Origin of the sequence: Croceitalea dokdonensis DOKDO 023 (genome assembly GCF_001306415.1) — a bacterium.
Taxonomy (GTDB): domain Bacteria; phylum Bacteroidota; class Bacteroidia; order Flavobacteriales; family Flavobacteriaceae; genus Croceitalea; species Croceitalea dokdonensis.
The window spans coordinates 47,935-68,224 of sequence record NZ_LDJX01000009.1 but is presented as its reverse complement, the minus strand read 5'-3'; the positions used below and the strand labels follow the sequence as shown (position 1 = coordinate 68,224).

The 20,290-nt window shown below is 42.6% G+C and carries 18 protein-coding genes; 9 read left to right on the top strand and 9 right to left on the bottom strand.

Annotation, left to right across the window (positions count from 1 at the left end):
* Positions 1 to 7 precede the first annotated feature (7 nt).
* Positions 8 to 502: an RNA polymerase sigma factor gene (locus I595_RS15835; protein WP_054560430.1), complete on the bottom strand. Its 495-nt coding sequence runs from the start codon at positions 500 to 502 to the stop codon at positions 8 to 10.
* A gap of 302 nt (positions 503 to 804) precedes the next feature.
* Between I595_RS15835 and I595_RS17470 the strand changes: the two genes are divergently transcribed.
* Positions 805 to 942, top strand: a complete 138-nt coding sequence (locus I595_RS17470; RefSeq protein ID WP_157449784.1) for a hypothetical protein — start codon at positions 805 to 807, stop codon at positions 940 to 942.
* A gap of 123 nt (positions 943 to 1,065) precedes the next feature.
* Here I595_RS17470 and I595_RS15830 read toward each other — a convergent pair whose 3' ends face one another.
* The 3 genes from I595_RS15830 to xerD form a co-directional block, all read right to left on the bottom strand.
* Positions 1,066 to 2,493: an amidohydrolase gene (locus I595_RS15830; RefSeq protein WP_054560429.1), complete on the bottom strand. Its 1,428-nt coding sequence runs from the start codon at positions 2,491 to 2,493 to the stop codon at positions 1,066 to 1,068.
* Between the two features lie 110 nt (positions 2,494 to 2,603).
* On the bottom strand, positions 2,604 to 4,295 hold the full coding sequence (locus I595_RS15825) for a glycoside hydrolase family 13 protein (protein WP_054560428.1): 1,692 nt from the start codon (positions 4,293 to 4,295) through the stop codon (positions 2,604 to 2,606).
* Positions 4,296 to 4,445: 150 nt separating this feature from the next.
* A complete protein-coding gene (xerD, locus tag I595_RS15820; RefSeq protein ID WP_054560427.1) occupies positions 4,446 to 5,348 on the bottom strand; it encodes a site-specific tyrosine recombinase XerD in 903 nt (300 codons plus the stop codon).
* A 124-nt stretch (positions 5,349 to 5,472) separates the two neighbouring features.
* On the opposite strand from xerD, the gene I595_RS15815 reads away from it, so the two are divergent.
* From I595_RS15815 to aroQ, 3 genes are all read left to right on the top strand, one after another.
* Positions 5,473 to 5,988: a hypothetical protein gene (locus tag I595_RS15815; RefSeq protein WP_054560426.1), complete on the top strand. Its 516-nt coding sequence runs from the start codon at positions 5,473 to 5,475 to the stop codon at positions 5,986 to 5,988.
* A gap of 60 nt (positions 5,989 to 6,048) precedes the next feature.
* On the top strand, positions 6,049 to 6,531 hold the full coding sequence (locus I595_RS15810) for a DUF3575 domain-containing protein (RefSeq protein WP_054560425.1): 483 nt from the start codon (positions 6,049 to 6,051) through the stop codon (positions 6,529 to 6,531).
* Positions 6,532 to 6,613: 82 nt separating this feature from the next.
* Positions 6,614 to 7,030, top strand: a complete 417-nt coding sequence (aroQ, locus tag I595_RS15805; protein ID WP_054560424.1) for a type II 3-dehydroquinate dehydratase — start codon at positions 6,614 to 6,616, stop codon at positions 7,028 to 7,030.
* Here the strand turns inward: aroQ and I595_RS15800 are convergent.
* From I595_RS15800 to I595_RS15780, 5 genes are all read right to left on the bottom strand, one after another.
* Positions 7,022 to 7,303 carry a DUF3817 domain-containing protein gene (locus I595_RS15800; protein ID WP_054560423.1) on the bottom strand — a complete coding sequence of 94 codons (282 nt, stop codon included), beginning with the start codon at positions 7,301 to 7,303 and terminating at the stop codon, positions 7,022 to 7,024. The two genes, aroQ and I595_RS15800, sit on opposite strands and share 9 nt — an antisense overlap.
* 115 nt (positions 7,304 to 7,418) lie before the next feature.
* Positions 7,419 to 8,807, bottom strand: a complete 1,389-nt coding sequence (gene lpdA, locus I595_RS15795) for a dihydrolipoyl dehydrogenase (RefSeq protein WP_054560422.1) — start codon at positions 8,805 to 8,807, stop codon at positions 7,419 to 7,421.
* Between the two features lie 162 nt (positions 8,808 to 8,969).
* Positions 8,970 to 9,377, bottom strand: a complete 408-nt coding sequence (msrB, locus tag I595_RS15790; RefSeq protein ID WP_054560421.1) for a peptide-methionine (R)-S-oxide reductase MsrB — start codon at positions 9,375 to 9,377, stop codon at positions 8,970 to 8,972.
* A 93-nt stretch (positions 9,378 to 9,470) separates the two neighbouring features.
* The gene (msrB, locus tag I595_RS15785; RefSeq protein ID WP_054560420.1) at positions 9,471 to 9,971 is read right to left on the bottom strand and encodes a peptide-methionine (R)-S-oxide reductase MsrB; all 501 of its coding nucleotides are present in this window, start codon (positions 9,969 to 9,971) and stop codon (positions 9,471 to 9,473) included.
* 136 nt (positions 9,972 to 10,107) lie between these two features.
* The gene (locus tag I595_RS15780; RefSeq protein WP_054560419.1) at positions 10,108 to 10,677 is read right to left on the bottom strand and encodes a collagen-like triple helix repeat-containing protein; all 570 of its coding nucleotides are present in this window, start codon (positions 10,675 to 10,677) and stop codon (positions 10,108 to 10,110) included.
* Positions 10,678 to 10,832: 155 nt separating this feature from the next.
* On the opposite strand from I595_RS15780, the gene glgB reads away from it, so the two are divergent.
* The 5 genes from glgB to I595_RS15755 all read left to right on the top strand — a co-directional run bounded on the left by glgB (position 10,833) and on the right by I595_RS15755 (position 20,247).
* Positions 10,833 to 12,728 carry a 1,4-alpha-glucan branching protein GlgB gene (gene glgB, locus I595_RS15775; RefSeq protein ID WP_054560418.1) on the top strand — a complete coding sequence of 632 codons (1,896 nt, stop codon included), beginning with the start codon at positions 10,833 to 10,835 and terminating at the stop codon, positions 12,726 to 12,728.
* A 96-nt stretch (positions 12,729 to 12,824) separates the two neighbouring features.
* Positions 12,825 to 15,224, top strand: coding sequence for a glycoside hydrolase family 31 protein (locus tag I595_RS15770; RefSeq protein ID WP_054560417.1), 2,400 nt, complete (start codon positions 12,825 to 12,827; stop codon positions 15,222 to 15,224).
* Between the two features lie 37 nt (positions 15,225 to 15,261).
* Complete coding sequence (locus I595_RS15765) at positions 15,262 to 16,071, top strand: M48 family metallopeptidase (protein ID WP_054560416.1); 810 nt, start codon at positions 15,262 to 15,264, stop codon at positions 16,069 to 16,071.
* Between the two features lie 63 nt (positions 16,072 to 16,134).
* Positions 16,135 to 17,466, top strand: a complete 1,332-nt coding sequence (locus I595_RS15760) for an MFS transporter (protein WP_054560415.1) — start codon at positions 16,135 to 16,137, stop codon at positions 17,464 to 17,466.
* A 156-nt stretch (positions 17,467 to 17,622) separates the two neighbouring features.
* Entirely contained in the window at positions 17,623 to 20,247 is a 2,625-nt protein-coding gene (locus I595_RS15755; RefSeq protein ID WP_054560414.1) for a galactose oxidase-like domain-containing protein, read from the top strand.
* Positions 20,248 to 20,290 lie beyond the last annotated feature (43 nt).

Here is a 20,290-nt window from a genome sequence, read left to right as displayed (position 1 = left end):
TAATTGCTTACGGATTTAAGATGGTTCTTAACTTGTTCTTTATCCGGTTCATCTTTACCCGGGCATTTACCTCAGAAATACCCAACGTATCGGCAATTTCTGTGTAATTTTTATCTTCTAGATACAGAAACACTAGGGCCTTGTCTATATCTCCCAGTTGTTTTACGGCATCGTACATTAATTGTAACTGTCGCTCCTCCGTATCATCATACTCTTGTGCCTTTATTTTAAAAACAACCGATTCATAATCCTGTGTCTTTATCCTTCTTTTAGACTTTCGATACAAGGTAATGGCCGTGTTGAGCGCAACCCGATACATCCAAGTGCTAAATTTTGCCTCTCCACGAAATTTTGGATATGCCTTCCACAACTGAATCGTAATTTCCTGGAACAAATCGTTGTGCGCATCCCTATTATTGGTATACAGGCTACAGACTTTATGAACAATATTCTGATTGCTCTCCAGTTCCGTCACAAATTGATGTTCTAGTTCTTTGTTCACTAATAGGTTGGTAGGCGATTTATCAGGTAAGTCTACAAAAATGCAAAAGTGTTACAGGAATGTAAGATAAAAAGTTAAAATAAAAATTCTTCTAAACCATAGAATTTGATAAGCTAATGACTAGGTATACACCATTTACCGGATATACGCTATTGTTGCCCTGACCTAGGAGCTTAACCATCAACCTTAGCTTTAAGTGTTAAAATCTAAGAAGTAGCATTTATCACATCCACATCAGCATCCGTGCTGAAAAGAATACTTTCTACGGATTCGATGGATTTTAAATATACCGGTGACGGTCAATGGTCGATTCCCCAGCCTTTAGTACCCCCGGCAACTTTGTTGATGAGCTTACTGGCGGAATGGAATCCAAAGGCTACATTAATCTTGAAATACAAGTGGTATTTCTGGATATGCTTATCACAAGGTATCGAAATTAGAAATTGCCTGCCACACCCAATGCTGTTGCGCAAATACCTTAGAAAAGGTATGGTAGCCCAGCCTGGTAATGCCTCAAACTATGAAAATGCTGCCCTCCTTTAGGGACAAGCCGCAATCCCTCTTTATTTGCGATAATCTAGGGCTGGTGGTCTGTCTCCAAGTAAGGGTTCATATGCAAAATCTTTGCCCCTGCGTTCTTCAAATTCTATTTTGGCTTTATTAATGATGTCCGGATTATTAAATAGGTCCATTGCTGTGGCTGTTAAGGTTTTGGCGGCCACCATCATTCCTTTTTTTCCAATAGAAGTTCCTCCCGCTGCAACGGCCTGCCAACTATGGGCCGGCGTTCCGGGCACCCAGGTTGCCGCGCCAAAACCTACTGTTGGCACCACAAAGCTAACATCCCCAACATCTGTGGAACCATAAGCCTTAGCGGTTTCCTTAAAGGGTTGTACTTCTTTAGCCACCTTTGCATTTAAAGATTCCTGCCCAAGGCTTTCTGCTATTTTCTGGGCAAACTCGGTTTCTTCTGCGGTGTAGGTGATGCCACCGATAGCACTAAGGTTTTGATGAACCAGTTGCTGCAAGGTGATATTGGGCAGGAGCTCATGGACACCGTTGACCAACTCGTATTCCATTTTGGTTCCGGTCCCGAGTGCGGCTCCTTCACCTGCCTTTACTATTCTATCAAAAATGTTGCGCACCACTTCCCTACTATTGTGGCGTGCATAGTAATAGACCTCTGCAAAATCCGGCACTACATTGGGAGCTTTACCGCCATCGGTAATTACGTAATGAATTCTTGCTTCCTGCGGGACATGTTCCCTCATCATATTCACCATCATGTTCATTGCCTCCACACCATCAAGGGCAGAACGCCCCATTTGTGGTGCACCTGCGGCGTGTGCAGAGATGCCGTAAAACCTAAATTTTGCGGAAATATTGGCCAAGGCAGCCGCTGCACTTGCCGCATTTTGTGAACTTGGGTGCCAGTGCAAAGCCACATCAACATCATTAAAAACGCCTTCTCTGGCCATATAGACTTTTGCTCCGCCGCCTTCTTCCGCTGGGCAGCCGTAAAAACGGACCGTTCCTTTGGTACCGGTTTCCATCAACCAATTTTTAAGTGCCACGGCAGCGGCGGCCGAGGCAGTGCCAAATAGATGATGGCCGCAGGCGTGCCCTGCTTCGTTCCCAGCAGATTTCTTTTCTGGTATGGCTTGTTGGGAAAGCCCAGGTAGGGCATCAAACTCACCTAAAATGGCAATAACCGGTCCGCCAGAACTAAATTCTGCCATAAACGCCGTGGGTATTCCAGCAATTCCCGGGGTGACTTCAAAACCTTCGTTCGTTAAGGTGTTCTGCAATAAAGCACTACTCTTTTCTTCTAAATAGCCCATTTCTGCCCAATCCCATATGTTCATGGCAATGTCGCCATAGGGTTCCGTTTGGGCATCCAAAGCAGATAGCACGGCTTTTTTTGTTTTTTGGGCGGTGAGGGTACCAACAAAAATAAATACGATTAAATATAGTATTGACTTTACCTTCATGGTTTTGGTTTTTAGGTTTTTGAATACCGTTTAACGGGATAACAAGGTAACGATAAAAACATGGACAACGAAAGAATTTAGTAGTATCAAAAGGCAATACTTCCCTAATTTTATTTTAGCTGATAGACCGATGCCTCATAAGGTCCAAGCTTAAAATTTGAATCGCCCACCTGCTTTTTGGCATTGCTATTGGACAACAGTAACTCCGCAATGGTATAGGAGATTTCATTAATTGTAGCAATAACCGGCTCCGTCGAAAAATTAAGCAAAATTAAATACCGTTCATCACCATACACTCTTGTGTAGGCGTAGATTTGTTCGTGATTTTTTAACAATAGATGGTAAGAGCCATAAACTAGTCCCAGATGGCTTTTTCTAAGTTGTACCGCCTTTCTAAAGTAGTTTAAAATGGAATTGGCATTTTTCTCTTGCTCCGCTACGTTAATTCCGCGCTTATGATTTTCCGTTACTTTAATCCAAGGCGTTGCATTGGAGAATCCAGCATGTTCTGTACTATCCCATTGCATGGGCGTTCTTGCATTGTCCCTAGCTGTCTTTTTTTCATTGGCAATAAAATCTTCCAATGAAATTCCGCTGTCTTTTAGCAACTCAAATCTATTAAGGGTGTTGATGTCCCTGTAGTCCTCTACATGTTCAAAATAGGCGTTGGTCATTCCAATCTCATCCCCAAAATAGAAATAAGGTGTTCCTCTCATGGTCAATAAAAAGGTATGTAATAAAGTGGCAGAATGGTGCCAATGTGCTTTGGAGTCATTGCCCCAACGACTCACAGACCTTGGAAAATCATGATTGCTTAGGTACATGCTTCCCCAACCTTTTTCCGCAAAGACGGCATCCCATTTGGTATGTACCTCTTTGAATTCTGTTAGTTTCCAAGGGTCTTTTCGCATCCAAAAAACCTCATCTCCATCCCTGTCCAGGGACATAAGGTCAAAATGAAAAAACATATTCAATTCCTTTCGGTCTTCATCCACAAAGTCCAAGGCCTGTGTTATGCTAACCCCTGGGGCCTCACCAACGGACATCACGTCATACTTGCTAAGTACTTCCGTATTCATCTCGTTCAAAAATTCATGCAGACGGGGCCCATTGGAATAAAAGGGAATAAAATTGCCACCAAATTCCTGGGGCAGTTCTGGATATGTAGTGTCTTTTGAAATAAATGGAATGACATCCATTCTAAAGCCATCCACCCCTTTATCAAACCAAAAACGGAGAATGTCATATATTTCTTTCCTCACCTTGGGATTTTCCCATTTTAAATCGGGTTGTTTTACGGAAAAATAGTGTAAATAATAGGCGTCTGTGGTCTTATCGTATTTCCAAGCGTTTGCATCAACATCAAAATAGCTCCAGCGTTTGGGCGGTGTTCCCTTTTCCGCTGGCCACCAATGGTAATAATCGCGGTACGGATTATCCCTGGATTTTCTAGACTCTTTAAACCAGTGATGTTCGTCACTGGTATGGTTGGCCACCAAATCCATTACCAGCTTTATTCCCCTTGATTTCATTCCTTGCAATAAGGCATGAAAGTCCTCCATGGTGCCAAACTCATCCATGATACGTCTATAGTCGCTAATGTCATAACCATTGTCGTCATTTGGAGATTGGTATACCGGACAGAGCCAGACAATATCAACCCCAAGGCTTTTAATGTAATCCAAGCGCTTTGTAATTCCATTTAAATCCCCCACACCATTGCCCGATGTATCTTGAAAACTTCTAGGATAGATTTGGTATACTATACCCTCTTTCCACCACTGACGGTCCGTTAGCTTCATTTACGTAAAATTAAAGTGGCAAATATATTTCAATTAGACCGTTCTTACTTCCTAGGATTCAATTCATGTATGTAATTTAAGGTTTGTGGCAGCCAAACATAAGCAATATCCTGTCATAGCTTTTACATTTGGGATAGTTTGGGGTGCGGCCTAGAAAGCCTCTCTTGGGTGGAATTTTTGCAATACCTCTGCCAAATGTTTGCGCCCAACATGCACATAAACCTCTGTTGTGGTAATGCTTTCATGTCCCAGCATTTGTTGAATTGCCCTGAGGTCTGCCCCATTTTCCAATAAATGGGTGGCAAAGGAGTGTCTAAAGGTATGGGGGCTAATCGTTTTTTTTAAGCCGATAGTCGTTGCCAAATTCTTTACAATGGTAAAAATCATGGCGCGGGAAAGTTGTTTGCCCCTTCTGTTCAAAAATAAAAAATCCTCATGGCCCTTCATTATGTTTACATGGACCCGTACCAAACTCTTGTACAGGTTAATATATTTTTTATTGATTTCTGATATGGGAACCAACCGCTGTTTGTTTCCCTTCCCGGTGACTTTGATAAAACCTTCATCAAAATAGAGGTCGGAAATTTTTAAATGAATCAATTCCGAAACCCGCAACCCACAACTGTATAGGGTTTCAATCATCGCGCGGTTTCTTTCCCCTTCTGGCTTGGAAAGGTCTATCGCCGCAATGAGGGCATCAATTTCTTCCTTGCTTAAGGTGTCTGGGAGCTTACGTCCAATTTTTGGGGATTCAATAAGATCCATAGGGTTGTCCTCCCGGTAATCTTCAAAGACCAAATAATTAAAAAAACCTTTTAGTCCAGAAATAATGCGGGCTTGGGACCGTGCATTCACTAGGTTGGGCAATTCGTACACAAAACGTTGAACCACTTCTTTTGTAATATTGGTAGGAGTGGACTTACTATCATTGGCCTCAAGAAAATGGACAAGCTTTACCAAATCGTAGTTGTAGTTCTGTATGGAATTATCTGCAAGTCCACGCTCAATTTTAAGGTAGTTTTTATAATCCAGTAACGCATTTTGCCAAGTCATAGGCCTAAAGATACTACATGGAGTTAATTTGATGTGGTGTCTGACTGATTGGTTTTTATCACCATATGGAAATAAAATGTTCCAGACTGCGTTTTTATGTTACCAATCAAAACCAGTCAATATTATGAAGCTTTTTACCCTAAGCTCAATTTTTTTGTTCCTTTCCGTTATTACCCTGAATGCCCAGGTAGACCGAACTAATTTTAGGGCGGGCCTTACAGGAGGTATTGTTTTAGGGGATTTGTCCGAAGCCTATAGTTTAAATCTAGGCCTGGAGGTGCAGCAACTTTGGGGCGTGTCCAGGGAAATAGATTTGGGTTTTAGTACGGGTTTTTTTAACGCTTTTGGAGAGAAGGAAACCATCTCCAACGCGGGGGTCACCATAGAAACGGAGTTTGATAACTTTCAGTACATACCCATTGCCGCAGCCTTAAGGGTGTACCCCACCAGTGGTTTTAAGCTTGGCGGGGATTTGGGGTATGCCGTAGGCATTAACGAAGGAAATGAGGGCGGACTTTATTTTAGACCTGTGGTGGGTGTGGATATCAATGGGGTGACGGAACTGAATGTTTCCTATGCCAGTTTTGGCAGGGAATCCACGTTTTCAACTGCGTTGGTAGGGATATTGTTCTTATTTTGACTCTTAGTTTTAAAAGTTATATACTTTATTTTTATATTTAATTCAACCAAAATTTCCTTTATGAAAAAATTATTTATTGTAGCAGTATTAGGATTAGGTAGTTTTATGACCGGACATGCTCAGGAACATGCCATAAAAGCAAACCCTATAGGATTAGCCTTTGGCATTGCGAACGCGGGTTATGAGTTCGAGGTCAATGAAAGCCAGTCCGCAACAGTTTCAGGACTATTCTATAATATTGGAGATGCCAACGGATTTGGAATAGGAGCTGAATATCGTTTTTACTTTTCTAGTAAAGATGCGTTAAACGGCTGGCACGCGGGACCTACTGCTGGTTATGTGTCCCTTTCCGATGATTTTGATAATTCTGCAGGTTTTCTATCTGTAGGTGGTCAGGCAGGGCACCAATGGATTTTTGGTGAGCATTTTTTATTGGATGTATTCGCAGGTCTGTCCTTTGTAACGGGGGATTCTGACAGTTTGGCGGTTTCCATCAATTCTACCGCCGTAGGGCTAGGAGTGTCTTTAGGATACGCTTGGTAAATTGAGGCAAGATATTACGTAAATTAAAGCGACAGAACATGTCGCTTTTTTTATGCTTCTGAATATTCGTTATTTTTAACCTATGAAAATCATCATCATCAACGGTCCCAATTTAAATCTCTTGGGCAAGAGAGAGCCACAGATATATGGTAGTGAATCTTTTGAGGATTATTTTAATCTTCTTAAACCAAGATTTCCGCAAGTGGACCTAACTTATTTCCAGTCCAACATAGAGGGCGAACTGATTGATAAGTTGCATGAAGTAGGTTTCACGTTTGATGGTGTTATCCTAAATGCCGCGGCGTACACCCACACCTCTGTAGGTTTAGGAGATGCCGTAAAGGCCATTGCAACTCCTGTGGTTGAGGTACATATCTCCAATACCCACCAACGCGAAGAATTTAGGCAGGTGAGCTATATTGCGCCCGTGGCCAAAGGGGTTATTCTGGGTTTTGGAATGCAAAGTTATGATTTGGCCATACAAAGCTTCCTACTGTAATCCTGACAAATATTTCTTGTCCACATAAAAAGTGGCAAAAGGCAGTAGGGAGGCTGCCATCAAAATAAACAGCCTTTTAATGCTCCACTTCCTATCGTACCAAAACAGAAAAGCAACCACGACATATGCGATAAATAGAATCCCGTGTGCATACCCCACAATTTTGTTGGGCCCACCCATATCCGCCCAATATTTTAAAGGCATGGTGAGTCCAAAAAGGAGTAAATAGGAAATACCTTCTAGAATGGCTACACTCTTAAATAGCTTTAACATAGGGCATTCTGTTTTCGTTTTCTGTCTACATTTTACACCGCAATACACTTTTGGCGGCAACTGCAATACCCCTTGTAGGCTGTTAAATGCCTATGGTCGCCAAAGGGTACACGGATTATAAATGAATCACCTCATCATAGGCGGCCGCAACGGCCTCCATCACAGCTTCACTCATGGTTGGGTGTGGGTGAACGGCCTTTAAGACTTCATGGCCAGTGGTTTCCAGTTTTCTGGCCACCACTGCTTCGGCAATCATATCGGTTACGCCGGCACCGATCATATGGCAGCCCAACCATTCTCCATACTTAGCATCAAAAATCACCTTTACAAATCCGTCGGAGGTGCCAGAAGCTTTTGCCTTCCCGCTTGCCGAAAATGGAAATTTCCCAACTTTAATATCAAGCCCTTTTTCCCGGGCTTGTTTTTCGGTAAGTCCCACAGATGCTATCTCTGGATGGCAATACGTACACCCGGGAATATTGCCATAATCCAAAGGTTCTACGTGCATACCTGCCAGCTTCTCCACACATAGAATTCCTTCCGCAGAGGCAACGTGCGCCAAGGCTTGGCCAGGGGTTACGTCCCCAATGGCGTAATAGCCCGGAATATTGGTTTGGTAGTAATCATTGACCAAAATCTTATCCCTGTCCACCGCAATGCCAACATCTTCCAATCCTATGTTTTCAATATTGGTTTTAATTCCTACGGCAGAGAGCACAATATCTGCCTCCAGTACTTCCTCCCCTTTACTGGTTTTAACGGTAGCTTTTACACCATCACCAGAAGTGTCTACCTTGGTAACTTCAGCCGAGGTTTTAATTTTTATGCCGTTCTTTTTAAAGGTACGTTCCAACTGTTTGGACACCTCCTCATCCTCTACCGGAACAATGTTGGGCAAATACTCCACCACGGTAACTTCCGTACCCATACTATTGTAGAAATATGCAAACTCAATACCAATGGCCCCACTGCCCACAACAATCATTTTCTTGGGTTGTTTTTTTAAGGTCATGGCATCGCGGTAACCTATAACCTTTTTACCGTCTTGGGGTAAACTGGGCAATTCCCTGCTGCGGGCACCAGTGGCAATAATAATATGGTCCGCACTGTATTCTGCTTGTCCGTGTTCCCCTTTTACCATCACTTTTTTGCCTGGTAAAAGCCTACCGTAACCATTGAGTACCTCAATTTTGTTCTTTTTCATTAAGAACTGTACTCCCTTACTCATACCGTCTGCCACACCACGGCTTCTTTTTACCACCGCATCAAAATCATGTTCTACTTTTTTGGCACTAAGTCCGTAATCCTCAGCATGTTTTAAATATTCAAATACCTGTGCGGATTTTAATAGGGCTTTTGTAGGGATACAACCCCAGTTTAAACAAACGCCACCTAGACTTTCCTTTTCCACAATAGCAGTTTTAAAGCCCAATTGTGATGCTCTGATTGCGGTTACATATCCGCCTGGGCCACTACCTAAAACAATAATATCAAACTTGCTCATTTATCTAGATTTTAGTTGCGTAAAACGAGGTGCAAAAATACGAAATTCTATCAGCAATAAACAAATAGAACCTAGGGGTAGAACTTGTTACCAGACATATCACAATTTAACCTACACTTGTGACGCTGTTTTTACTTAAAAAAGTACGACGCGGCTTTAATACTATCCACTGGTCTTGGCATCAAAATCGATGCTTACAGAGTTGATGCAGTAGCGTTGCCCGGTGGTTTCCCGTGGTCCATCATTGAAAACATGGCCTAAATGGCTTCCACAATTGGCACAGACGGTTTCTGTCCGTATCATACCATGGCTAGTGTCCTTGATATACTCAATGGCACCGGGCACCGCCTCATCAAAGGAAGGCCAACCACAGCCACTTTCAAATTTATGCTCACTTTCAAATAGTTTGGCGTTGCAGGCTTTACAATGGTAATCACCCTTCTCAAAATGAAGGTTGAATTTTCCCGTATGGGGCCTTTCCGTGCCTTTTTGGCGCAAAACATAGTATTCTTCTGCGGAAAGCTCTTTTTTCCAGGTTTCTTCGCTTTTTTCAACTCCGTAGGTACTCATTTTCTAGCTCTGTGTTTGGTTTTTGAAGTATCGCGGTGATACCTTGTTGGCCTATCTTGCCCAACACGTATTATCGCCAACTTTCTATTTTATTTATTGTTCATCTGGAACAAAATCCAGGGCAACCCCATTGATGCAGTGTCTTTTTCCCGTGGTTTCGCTAGGCCCATCATTAAAAACATGTCCCAAATGCCCGCCACAAGTAGCGCAGTGCTCTTCCGTTCTGGCATAACCTATCTTATAATCTACATCATAGGCAACGTTACCTTCAATTTCTTGGTCAAAGGATGGCCAACCTGTGCCAGATTTAAATTTGTTCTCACTTCTAAACAGTGGGGTTGCACAACCCGCGCAGACGTAGGTCCCCTTTTCCTTATTGTTGAGTAAGTCACTGCTAAAGGCGTTTTCTGTTGCTGCCTTTCTTAGTACATAGTATTCCATTTCGGTTAGTTCCTTCCGCCATTCTTCATCTGTCTTGGTCACTGAGAACACGTTATCCTCCGTATTGCTGGCCTGGGCGGTATTGTTCTTTTGAGAGGTGCCCTGGCAAGCTACCAAGGTCACAAGGGTCAATAATAATCCGTACTTTTTCATAGCCGTATGGTCTGTAAGTTTTTAGATTCCTTTCAAAATTAGTGTAAAATAAAAACCCATTTCGGTGAGAAATGGGTTTTTAACGTACTTATAAGATTTGATTCAACAACCGCCATTGGAAGTATGAACCAATATGTTAATCCAAACCTATTTTTTCTACACTATTGAAATCTAGTTTTAGGGCTCCCATCACCTCATCTAAATTGTTAACGTCAATAGTTCCATTGGTACCAAAATCTGCGGGTACCACTGCAATTCTAAATACTTGGTTGTCCGTATCCCCTGCTGGCAGTGTACTGAGATCAAAATCGGATTCCAAAAAAATATTGACGTCTAAAAAGGTGTGGTCATAGTTGTACTGCAACAAGCCCTGATCTAAAATTCGGGTCTGCGGCAATAAACGCCATACGTCTATTGGTGCACCACCTTCAGGATCATCAACCGACTCAAAAAGGAGGTAAACCAATACCAGGTCTGATTCAAACACTTCTATACTCTCAGGGAATTCAAAGAAGATGGAATAATCGTTGGCATCGCTAAAGGTTCCTTCCACCTCTACCACTTGGCCAAGTATGTTAACGCCATCAAGGCCATTTAATCCATCTCTTCCATCCAATCCATCAAATCCAGGAGGGCCTTGGGGACCTGTGCAAGAGAACAGTAGTACAATTGAAAATAAGCTAGAAATTAATTTTATGGTTTTCATAGTATACAGATTTAGTGATTTATCGTTGTATGTTCATACATCAACCAAAAAGCGTTCCATTTATTTTGTTTCGGAGATTTTTTTAAAAGAAACATCACATTTTCTATAACTTGTGCAAAGAATGGTAATATTGCACCTTACATAATTTTAAAGCTATGTCTTCAGTAATTCCGCACAGTTTTTTTTCAGAGTTTGATATCAATCTATTCAAATCTGGAAAGCATTTTCGTTTGTACGATAAGTTGGGATCCCACCCAACGGAGGTCAATGGTGTAGCAGGCACCTATTTTGCGGTATGGGCACCTACGGCCAAATCTGTTGCAGTGGTCGGTAATTTTAATGGGTGGGATGATATTGCCCACAAACTTAACGTACGGTGGGACAGTTCTGGAATCTGGGAAGGTTTTATACCTGCTGTGGGGCAAGGTGAAATTTATAAGTACAAAATTGTTTCCAACAACAACGATATAGTCACGGAGAAGGCGGATCCATTTGCGCGCTATTGCGAACATCCACCTAAAACCGCTTCTGTGGTTTGGGAGGCCGCCTATGATTGGAAGGACAGGGATTGGATGGAAACACGTGAGAAACATAACGCCTTGGACCAACCTTATTCCGTTTATGAGGTGCATCTTGGATCATGGAAAAGGAATGCGGCCAATGAATTTTTATCCTACGCGGAACTTGCGGAGGATTTAGTGGCCTATGTCAAAAAAATGGGTTTTACGCATATTGAATTAATGCCAATAATGGAATTTCCCTACGATCCTTCTTGGGGGTACCAACTTACGGGGTATTTTGCCCCAACTTCAAGATTTGGAAAACCAGAGGATTTTAAGCTATTGGTAGATAAATTCCATCAGGCGGGTATAGGTATTATTTTGGATTGGGTTCCTTCCCACTTTCCAGAAGATGCCCATGGCCTTGGTTATTTTGATGGCTCCCATCTATATGAGCATCCGGACAGGCGCAAGGGGTATCACCCAGACTGGAAAAGCCTAATTTTTAATTACGGTAGGAACGAGGTCAGGGCATTTCTCATCAGTAATGCCATTTTTTGGTTAGACCAATTTCACGTAGATGGTCTGCGGGTAGATGCTGTTGCTTCCATGCTTTATTTGGATTATTCCAGGGAAGATGGCGAATGGGAGCCCAACATGTACGGAAATAATGAGAATTTGGAAGCCATGTCCTTTATTAGGGAGATGAACCAAGAGGTGTATGCCAGTTTTAGTGGCGTACAAACCATAGCCGAAGAATCTACCGCCTTTACAGGGGTTTCTAAGCCCGTACATTTTGGAGGACTCGGATTTGGGATGAAGTGGATGATGGGATGGATGCATGACACCTTGGAATACTTTAAAAAAGAACCTATCTACCGTAAGCACCATCAAAACGACCTTACCTTTAGCATGACCTACGCCTTTACTGAAAACTTTATGCTGCCTTTTTCGCATGATGAAGTAGTCTATGGCAAAAAATCCCTGGTATACCGAATGCCGGGTGATGAATGGCAGCGCTTTGCCAATTTGCGGGTTCTATTTGGTTATATGTTCACACATCCCGGAGCAAACCTTGTTTTTATGGGAGGGGAATTTGGGCAGACGTCAGAGTGGAACTTTGAACAAAGTCTGGATTGGCATTTAACCAACTATGATTTCCACTCTGGTATACAGAAGACCATCCAAGATTTAAATGCCATATATAAGGGAGAGCCGGCGCTCTACCAAAAGCAATTTAGTCCAGAAGGTTTTGAGTGGATTTCCTACAACGACCATGAAAATTCCGTGATGACCTACATTAGAAAAGGAAATGACCCTAAGGATGACCTTATCGTTATCGGCAATTTTACCCCAGTACCTCGGGAAAAGTATCGCATTGGTGTCCCAACATCAAAACAGTTAAGGTGTATTTTTAACAGTGATGACAAAAAATATGCCGGTAGTGGTATTGGTAAAAAAACGGTAAAACCTTCAGATAAGCCATGGAACGGGAGGGAACGGTCCATTGAGCTCACCATTCCACCACTTTCCGTACTTATTTATAAATAAAATTGGGCCTAAAACGTTATAGTTCCTTTTGATGCAGTACCAAGCTTTTTAGTCTCGGTTTAATATGCTTTTTTTGTTTGACCAAAATTTTCAGCTATGATCACCAATACAGAACTATCAAAATACGGTAACCAGTATCCTAACCAAATCATAGAATTTAAGCAGGATAATGACAAGATATATTTTACCACCCAAAATGGGGTAATTCTTCAGATTACCGTTTTAAGGGATAGCGCCATAAGGTTTAGGTACGCTACGGAACATGCTTTTGAACCAGATTTTTCATATGCCATTAGTGAGGACGTCAATACGGGTTACAATGAACTGGAAGTGTTGGATGAGAAGTCCAAATATGTTGTGCAGACCTCTAAGGTAAGGGTGCATATCAGCAAAGTGAATTTAAAAACATATATCACCACTCTAGAGGATATGGTGATTATTGAGGACGAATCCGGTTTTCATTGGGAGGAGAATTTTGATTACGGTGGTAATATCGTAAAAATGAGTAAGGTTACCCAATCTGGCGAGAGCTACTACGGTATGGGGGACAAATCTTCCCACTCCAACTTAAAGGGAAAAAGGGTGAACAATTGGGCTACGGATTCTTATGCCTACGGTAAAGACCAGGAACCACTGTATAAGTCAATTCCTTTTTATATCGGCCTACAGAATGATATGGCCTATGGTATCTTTTTTGATAATTCCTTTAGCACGTATTTTGATTTTGCCCATGAAAAAAGAAATGTGACGAGTTTTTGGGCAGATGGGGGCGAAATGAACTATTATTTCTTTTACGGCCCAAAAATATCGCAGGTGGTCGAAGCATACACCAATCTTACCGGTGTTCCAGAACTTCCCCCCTTATGGGCATTGGGCTTTCATCAATCCAAATGGAGCTACTATCCCGAAAAAAAGGTGAAGAAGATCGCCAATACCTTTAGGGAACTCAAAATTCCATGTGACGCCATTTACTTGGATATAGACTACATGGAAGGTTTTCGTTGTTTTACTTGGAACAATAGGCGTTTTCCAGACCCCAAGAAAATGATTGATGAGCTTTATGAGGACGGGTTTAAAACCGTAACCATGATAGACCCTGGAATTAAAATTGATAGGGATTATTGGGTATACCAGGAAGCCATGGAGAAGGGATATTTCTGTAGAAGGGCAGATGGCCCCCATTTTAAGGGCAAGGTTTGGCCAGGAGAATGTAAGTTTCCGGATTTTACCAATCCTGAGGTACGGGAATGGTGGGGCGGGCTCTACAAAGAAATGATTGCAGAAATGGGGGTGCACGGTGTTTGGAACGATATGAACGAACCTGCCATTATGGAAGTACCCACCAAAACGGCCAACTTGGACGTAAGGCATGATTATGACGGCAATCCATGCAGTCATAGAAAGGCCCATAATATTTATGGGATGCAAATGGTACGCGCCACCTATGATGGGATTAAAAAATTCAGTTTTCCAAAACGTCCATTTGTGCTAACTAGGGCCGCCTACTCCGGAACCCAGCGGTATGCCTCTACTTGGACAGGTGACAACGTAGCGACTTGGGAGCATCTTTGGATTGCAAATGTACAAATGCAGCGTATGTGCATGAGTGGCTACTCTTTTGTAGGGTCGGATATTGGAGGGTTTGCAGAACAGCCCAATGGAGAATTGTTTGCCCGTTGGATTCAATTAGGGATTTTTCATCCGTTCTGTAGGGTACATTCCAGTGGTGACCACGGTGACCAGGAGCCTTGGTCATTTGGTGATGAAGTCACAAATATCGTTAGAAAGTACATAGAACTAAGATATCAGCTATTGCCCTATTTGTATACCATGTTCTACAGGTATGTCAAGGACGGGTTACCCATGTTACAATCTTTGGTATATTATGACCAAGAAGATTCACAGACCCATTTTAGGACAGATGAGTTTTTATTTGGGGAACAGATTTTGGTGTGTCCGGTTCAAGAGCCAAATGCTAAGGGTAGGCGTATGTATATTCCCAGGGGAAAATGGTATAACTATTGGACGGAGGAAGTTGTAGATGGTGGCATAGAAAAATGGGTGTCCGCAGATATTGATAAAATTCCGCTATTTGTAAAAGAGGGTGCCATGATTCCTAAGTACCCCGTCCAACAGTATGTTGGGGAGAAAAAGATTGAAGAACTCAAAATTGATGTATACTTTAAGGAAGGTGTGGAAACTTCCGTGGTCTACGAAGACCAACAAGAAGGGTATGACTATAAAAAAGGAAGGTTTAGCCTGCGCAGGTTTCGCTTAAGAGGTAAGGATACCGAGCTCATTATGCAACAGTTTAAGGATGGATCTTATACAACTCCCTATGAAAACATCAAAATGCAATTTCATGGTCTTCCGTTTAAAATCAACAAGATAGAATTCAATAATGAATTTGTTGATTTAGATCATGTGCAGTTTGATGGTAAGAACAGTATCACAGTGAGCAAGGACTTTACGGAGATACATATTTTTGGAGAATAATATTTTTCGTATTTTGAAGTACTAAACACTAAAAAAAATGAGAAGAATAATTTTAACGGTGGCCTTTTTTTTATCGATTGCCGCTTGTAAGACAAATCCCTTTACTGGAAAAAAAATGTTGAACTTTTATGGGAATTCCCAATTGTTCCCTACCGCCTTTGCCCAGTACAATCAGTTTTTGAATGAAAACAATGTAGTTACGGATACAGATGAGGCACGTATGATAACCAATGTTGGGCAACGTATTGCAACCGCGGCTGAAACCTGGTTAAATGCAAACGGCTTTCCAGGCTATCTAAAGGACTACCAATGGGAGTATAAATTGGTTAATGATGAAACTGTGAACGCTTGGTGCATGCCGGGTGGTAAAATTGTCTTTTACACAGGCATATTACCTATTTGCCAAGATGAGACTGGCGTTGCCGTGGTCATGGGGCATGAGGTGGCCCATGCGTTGGCAGACCATGGTGCACAACGGATGAGTGCTGGGACCTTGCAGCAATTGGGTGCCGTTGCGGGAAATATAGCAATACAAGACGACAGGACCCGAAATATGTTCAATCAGGCCTATGGCGTTGGTTCTCAATTAGGGGTTATGCTGCCTTTTAGTAGGAGTCATGAAACCGAAGCTGACCGCATAGGATTACAAATTATGGCTATTGCCGGATACAATCCGGATGAGGCGGCCAATTTGTGGAGACGTATGAAAGCCAAAAGTGGAGGTCAGGCACCACCAGAGTTTATGAGCACACACCCATCCAATGATACTAGAATAAGTAACTTGACCAAATGGGCGCCTTTGGCCAAAGAGGAAGCCGCCAAATTTGGGGTAACAAGTTTTAAATAGCGATACAAGCATTAAAATTGGGAAAAGCTGCGCTTATCAAGGCAGCTTTTCTATTTTTAGGACATGGTAAAGACAATCGCCCTTAAGGGAAGCAAGAAATTATTAAACGCCTGGGCCTTTTATGATTGGGCAAATTCTGTGTACAGCCTGGTAATTTCATCTGCCGTGTTCCCAATTTTTTATGGGGCTTTGTTTAGGGTGGCGGGTATTGAAAAAGTGTCTGTTTTTGGAGGCGAAATAGCCAGGGCACCTTTGATCAGTTATACCACCTCGGCCGCATTTGTATGTATTGCCGTTGTTACCCCTTTGGTTTCTGGTGTGGCCGATTATTTGGGCAATAAAAAGATTTTTTTAAAATTTTTCTGCTATCTAGGGGCAGTCTCATGCATTGGACTTTATTGGTTTTCACTGGAACATATTTACTTGGGTCTGGCGTGTTATTTTTTTGGACTGGTAGGTTTTTGGGTAAGCTTCGCCATCAATAACTCCTATTTGCCAGATATAGCGTACCCAGAACAGCAAGATGCTGTAAGTGCAAAAGGATTTTCTTTAGGCTATATTGGGAGTGTAATCTTATTGGTTTTTAATTTGGCCATGGTCATGAAACCAGAGGTATTTGGAATAACTGACGCCGGGGGAGAGGCCGCAGAAATTAAAGCCATGAAGTATTCCTTTGTTACCGTTGGCATTTGGTGGGTGGTTTTTAGCCAATACACCTTTGCACATTTACCCCAAGGCAACAAGCGTAAAGGAGAACGAAAAAACGTTGTACTTAACGGTTTTAAAGAATTGCAGGGGGTGTGGAAAGAACTCGGGAACCAAATTCAGCTCAAACGGTATTTGGGTGCTTTTTTTGTCTACAGTATGGCTGTACAGACCATTATGTTGATTGCCACTTATTTTGGTGAGGAAGAAATAGATTGGGGAACGGATAATGAGCGGACCACCGGCCTCATCGTCAGTATTTTGGTCATACAAGTGGTTGCCATATTAGGGGCCACGGTGACCGCCAAGGCGTCAGAACGCTTTGGGAACATTAAAACATTGATTGTTGTAAACGTCTTTTGGGTGTTGTTATGTATTTATGCATACTTTGTCATCACACCGACCGATTTTTATATCGCTGCCGGTTTGGTTGGATTGGTCATGGGGGGCATACAGGCATTATCCCGCTCTACTTACTCCAAATTTTTACCGGACACTACGGACACCACATCTTTTTTTAGCTTTTATGATGTATCCGAAAAAATAGGTATCGTCATTGGTACGCTAATGTATGGACTTATTGCGCAGCTCACCGGAAGTATGCGCAGCAGCACCATTTTTTTGGGACTATTCTTTTTGGTTGGGGCGTATTTATTGACACGTGTGCCAAAGCAGCCTACCCAAATGTAAGTTGTTCCTTTCATGGCTTGTATATCATTGCTTGTATCCCATTCATCTTTATATTACGTTTGATAGCTTGGTCGGTTATTGTGTTCACTTCATCGACATTAAGCGGTTAAAACTGCTGAGGTGTTTTCTTTGTGGAAGCTAACACTAGAGAATACGATGAAAATTCACCCTTTTATTTTTACATTAACGGCCGTCTTTTTTAGCCATTTTAGTTCAAATTCCCAATCCGCTAATGAAATAGGGTCTTGGAGTGATCCCATACCTTTTAACCTTGTACCGGTTTCCGTAGCCAATCTTCCGGATGGTAATTTAATCGTATGGTCATCTAAGTTTAGGGATAATTTTGGTGGGGCGGATGGTTTTACGTATTACGAACTGTTCAATCCCTTTATGGGTGCCCAGGGGACTCCCCTTGGATTGCAGCAGACCAACACCACACATGATATGTTCTGTCCTGGAATTAACAATTTACCAGATGGCAGGCTACTGGTCAGTGGTGGATCTTCCAATCCTAAAACCACTATTTATGATTACCGAAACGATACTTGGCTTCCAGAGGCCAATATGAACATTGGTCGCGGTTACCAAGCTAACGTCACTTTGGCCAACGGCGCAGCCCTAACTTTTGGGGGTTCATGGAGCGGCGGTCTTGGACCAAACGGGGAAAAGGTAGCGGAGTATTGGACCCCAGAAAATGGTTGGACCATTCTCCCAGGGATAAGAAGCGATATTTTATGGAACCAGAACGATGCCAGGCTGGAAAACCGAGGGGTATACAGATTGGACAATCATGCTTGGCTTTGGACAGCCCCCAACGGGAAGGTATTTCATGCCGGGCCCAGTGAGGAGATGCATTGGTTGGACACTACGGGTAACGGATCATGGACCAGTGCTGGAAAAAGGGGTGATGATGATTATTCCATGAAAGGGACATCGGTCATGTTTGATACGGGAAAATTGTTGACAGTTGGGGGAGCACGATCCTATGCCTCTGGCGATGCAGCAAAAGCGAGTTCCTATGTCATTGACATTACCAGTGAAACCGATTTAAAGGTGACCAAAACAGCCAATAATTTAACATTTTCCCGCACCATGCACAATAGCACCGTGCTACCGGACGGAACGGTCTTGGTCACTGGAGGTTTGGATAGGGCTAGGGTATTTACAGATGTTGGCGCAAGGTTAAATGCGGAATTATTTGATCCTGAAACCAACCAATGGAGGACGGTGGCAGGCATGCAGGTCCCCAGAACCTATCATAGCGTTGCCATTTTAATGAACGATGCCAGGGTTTTTGTTGGTGGTGGTGGACTATGTGGAAGTTGCGATAATCACTTAAATGCTGAGATATACAGTCCTCCTTACTTATTTGATGCTAATGGCAGTTTAGCCCAACGCCCAGAATTGCTTGCACCTGAGGTAGCCTTTTATGAAGAGCGTTTTACCGTAAACGCTTCCAATAATGTGGAGGCCTTTTCCTTTGTGCGGATGTCCTCCGCCACGCATAGCACCAACAACGAGCAACGCCGTATTCCTGTACCTTTTACTGTAGTGGATGGTGAATATCAATTAAATATTCCAAAAGCGGAAATTATGCCGCCAGGGTATTATATGTTGTTTGCTATGGATGCCAATGGGGTTCCAAGTGTAGCAGAGTCCGTTCAGGTCAAAGAAAAAGTAAATTGTGCATTTGTTCATGACTATTCCATTAACGGAAATTGGGAGTCAGGTGCCGATGAAATTACGGTCAACGAAGGAGACGTGATGTGGATGAGCATGTTTCCGCTCCCTTCATTTTATGAGGTTATTGCCCCAGATGGTACATTGGTTCAGGGAAACTCCGAAATAGGCTATACCCTTGGGGAAATTTCCTTGGATGAAGCCGGATTGTACACCTATAGAACGGGTGACGGTTGCGTACAAACATTGGAAATTAACGTGGAGCCTAGCGGGGAATGTTCAAATTTCCATACCTACTCCGTCAATGGGATATGGAGTTTTGGGGCAGAAGGGATTACCGTTAATGCAGGGGATGAGATTTGGATGAGTATGTTTCCAGTTCCTGATGCGTTTTCCGTTACGGGTCCAAATGGTCTGGTTCCTGGAAACTCCCAAAATGGTTACACGCTGGGATTTGTAACTCCCAAACAATCTGGTTTATACACTTTTAGTATTGGTAATACTTGTACCCGTACCCTACAGATTACCGTTCAGGGGGATGCCTGTGGTTCCCTACCCTCTTACAGTATAAACGGAGAGTGGTTTTTGGGCAAGGAACCAGTTACCGTGGAAACGGGAGATGTGATGTGGCTTGCCATTTGGCCACCCACCAATTACTCCATTAGTGGTCCTAATGGAACAGCATTGGCAGGGAACTCCGTAGATGGCTACTTTTTAGGAACCGTAACTCCGGAGAAGAAGGGTACCTATAGGTATGTAGATGCCGAAGGATGTGAGCAAGAACTGGATATCAACGTTCAAGGTATTGGCCTGCAAGCTAAACTTATGGAAAATGGCATTCCATTGCCTAGCGACGCCATAACCATATTGCCAAACCCAAGTAACGGTATATTTGAAATTTATTTAGAACCACTTTCCAATCAAAAATTTAGCTTGAATATATTTAATGCTGTGGGCAGTAAAGTATATCAGGAAGACATTGGTAAATCCCATGGCACGCTGCACACCGTGGACGCCCAACATCTTAGTTCTGGTTTATATAGTGTGCATATAGAAACGATGGATGGTAAGGTGCACACAGCATCCTTGATTTTGGAATAATAAAAAACAGCTCCAACTAGGAGCTGTTTTTTATTGGAATAGG

Bases quoted from the DNA above. Each gene is read 5' to 3' on its own strand.
- xerD (WP_054560427.1), bottom strand. From the start codon at position 5,348: ATGACTTGGCAAAATGCGTTACTGGATTATAAAAACTACCTTAAAATT.
- I595_RS15780 (WP_054560419.1), bottom strand. From the start codon at position 10,677: ATGAAAACCATAAAATTAATTTCTAGCTTATTTTCAATTGTACTACTG.
- I595_RS15825 (WP_054560428.1), bottom strand. From the start codon at position 4,295: ATGAAGCTAACGGACCGTCAGTGGTGGAAAGAGGGTATAGTATACCAA.
- msrB (WP_054560421.1), bottom strand. From the start codon at position 9,377: ATGAGTACCTACGGAGTTGAAAAAAGCGAAGAAACCTGGAAAAAAGAG.
- I595_RS15815 (WP_054560426.1), top strand. From the start codon at position 5,473: ATGAAGCTTTTTACCCTAAGCTCAATTTTTTTGTTCCTTTCCGTTATT.
- I595_RS15755 (WP_054560414.1), top strand. From the start codon at position 17,623: ATGAAAATTCACCCTTTTATTTTTACATTAACGGCCGTCTTTTTTAGC.
- aroQ (WP_054560424.1), top strand. From the start codon at position 6,614: ATGAAAATCATCATCATCAACGGTCCCAATTTAAATCTCTTGGGCAAG.
- I595_RS17470 (WP_157449784.1), top strand. From the start codon at position 805: ATGGTCGATTCCCCAGCCTTTAGTACCCCCGGCAACTTTGTTGATGAG.
- I595_RS15770 (WP_054560417.1), top strand. From the start codon at position 12,825: ATGATCACCAATACAGAACTATCAAAATACGGTAACCAGTATCCTAAC.
- I595_RS15765 (WP_054560416.1), top strand. From the start codon at position 15,262: ATGAGAAGAATAATTTTAACGGTGGCCTTTTTTTTATCGATTGCCGCT.
- I595_RS15830 (WP_054560429.1), bottom strand. From the start codon at position 2,493: ATGAAGGTAAAGTCAATACTATATTTAATCGTATTTATTTTTGTTGGT.
- I595_RS15760 (WP_054560415.1), top strand. From the start codon at position 16,135: ATGGTAAAGACAATCGCCCTTAAGGGAAGCAAGAAATTATTAAACGCC.
- I595_RS15810 (WP_054560425.1), top strand. From the start codon at position 6,049: ATGAAAAAATTATTTATTGTAGCAGTATTAGGATTAGGTAGTTTTATG.
- msrB (WP_054560420.1), bottom strand. From the start codon at position 9,971: ATGAAAAAGTACGGATTATTATTGACCCTTGTGACCTTGGTAGCTTGC.
- glgB (WP_054560418.1), top strand. From the start codon at position 10,833: ATGTCTTCAGTAATTCCGCACAGTTTTTTTTCAGAGTTTGATATCAAT.
- lpdA (WP_054560422.1), bottom strand. From the start codon at position 8,807: ATGAGCAAGTTTGATATTATTGTTTTAGGTAGTGGCCCAGGCGGATAT.
- I595_RS15800 (WP_054560423.1), bottom strand. From the start codon at position 7,303: ATGTTAAAGCTATTTAAGAGTGTAGCCATTCTAGAAGGTATTTCCTAT.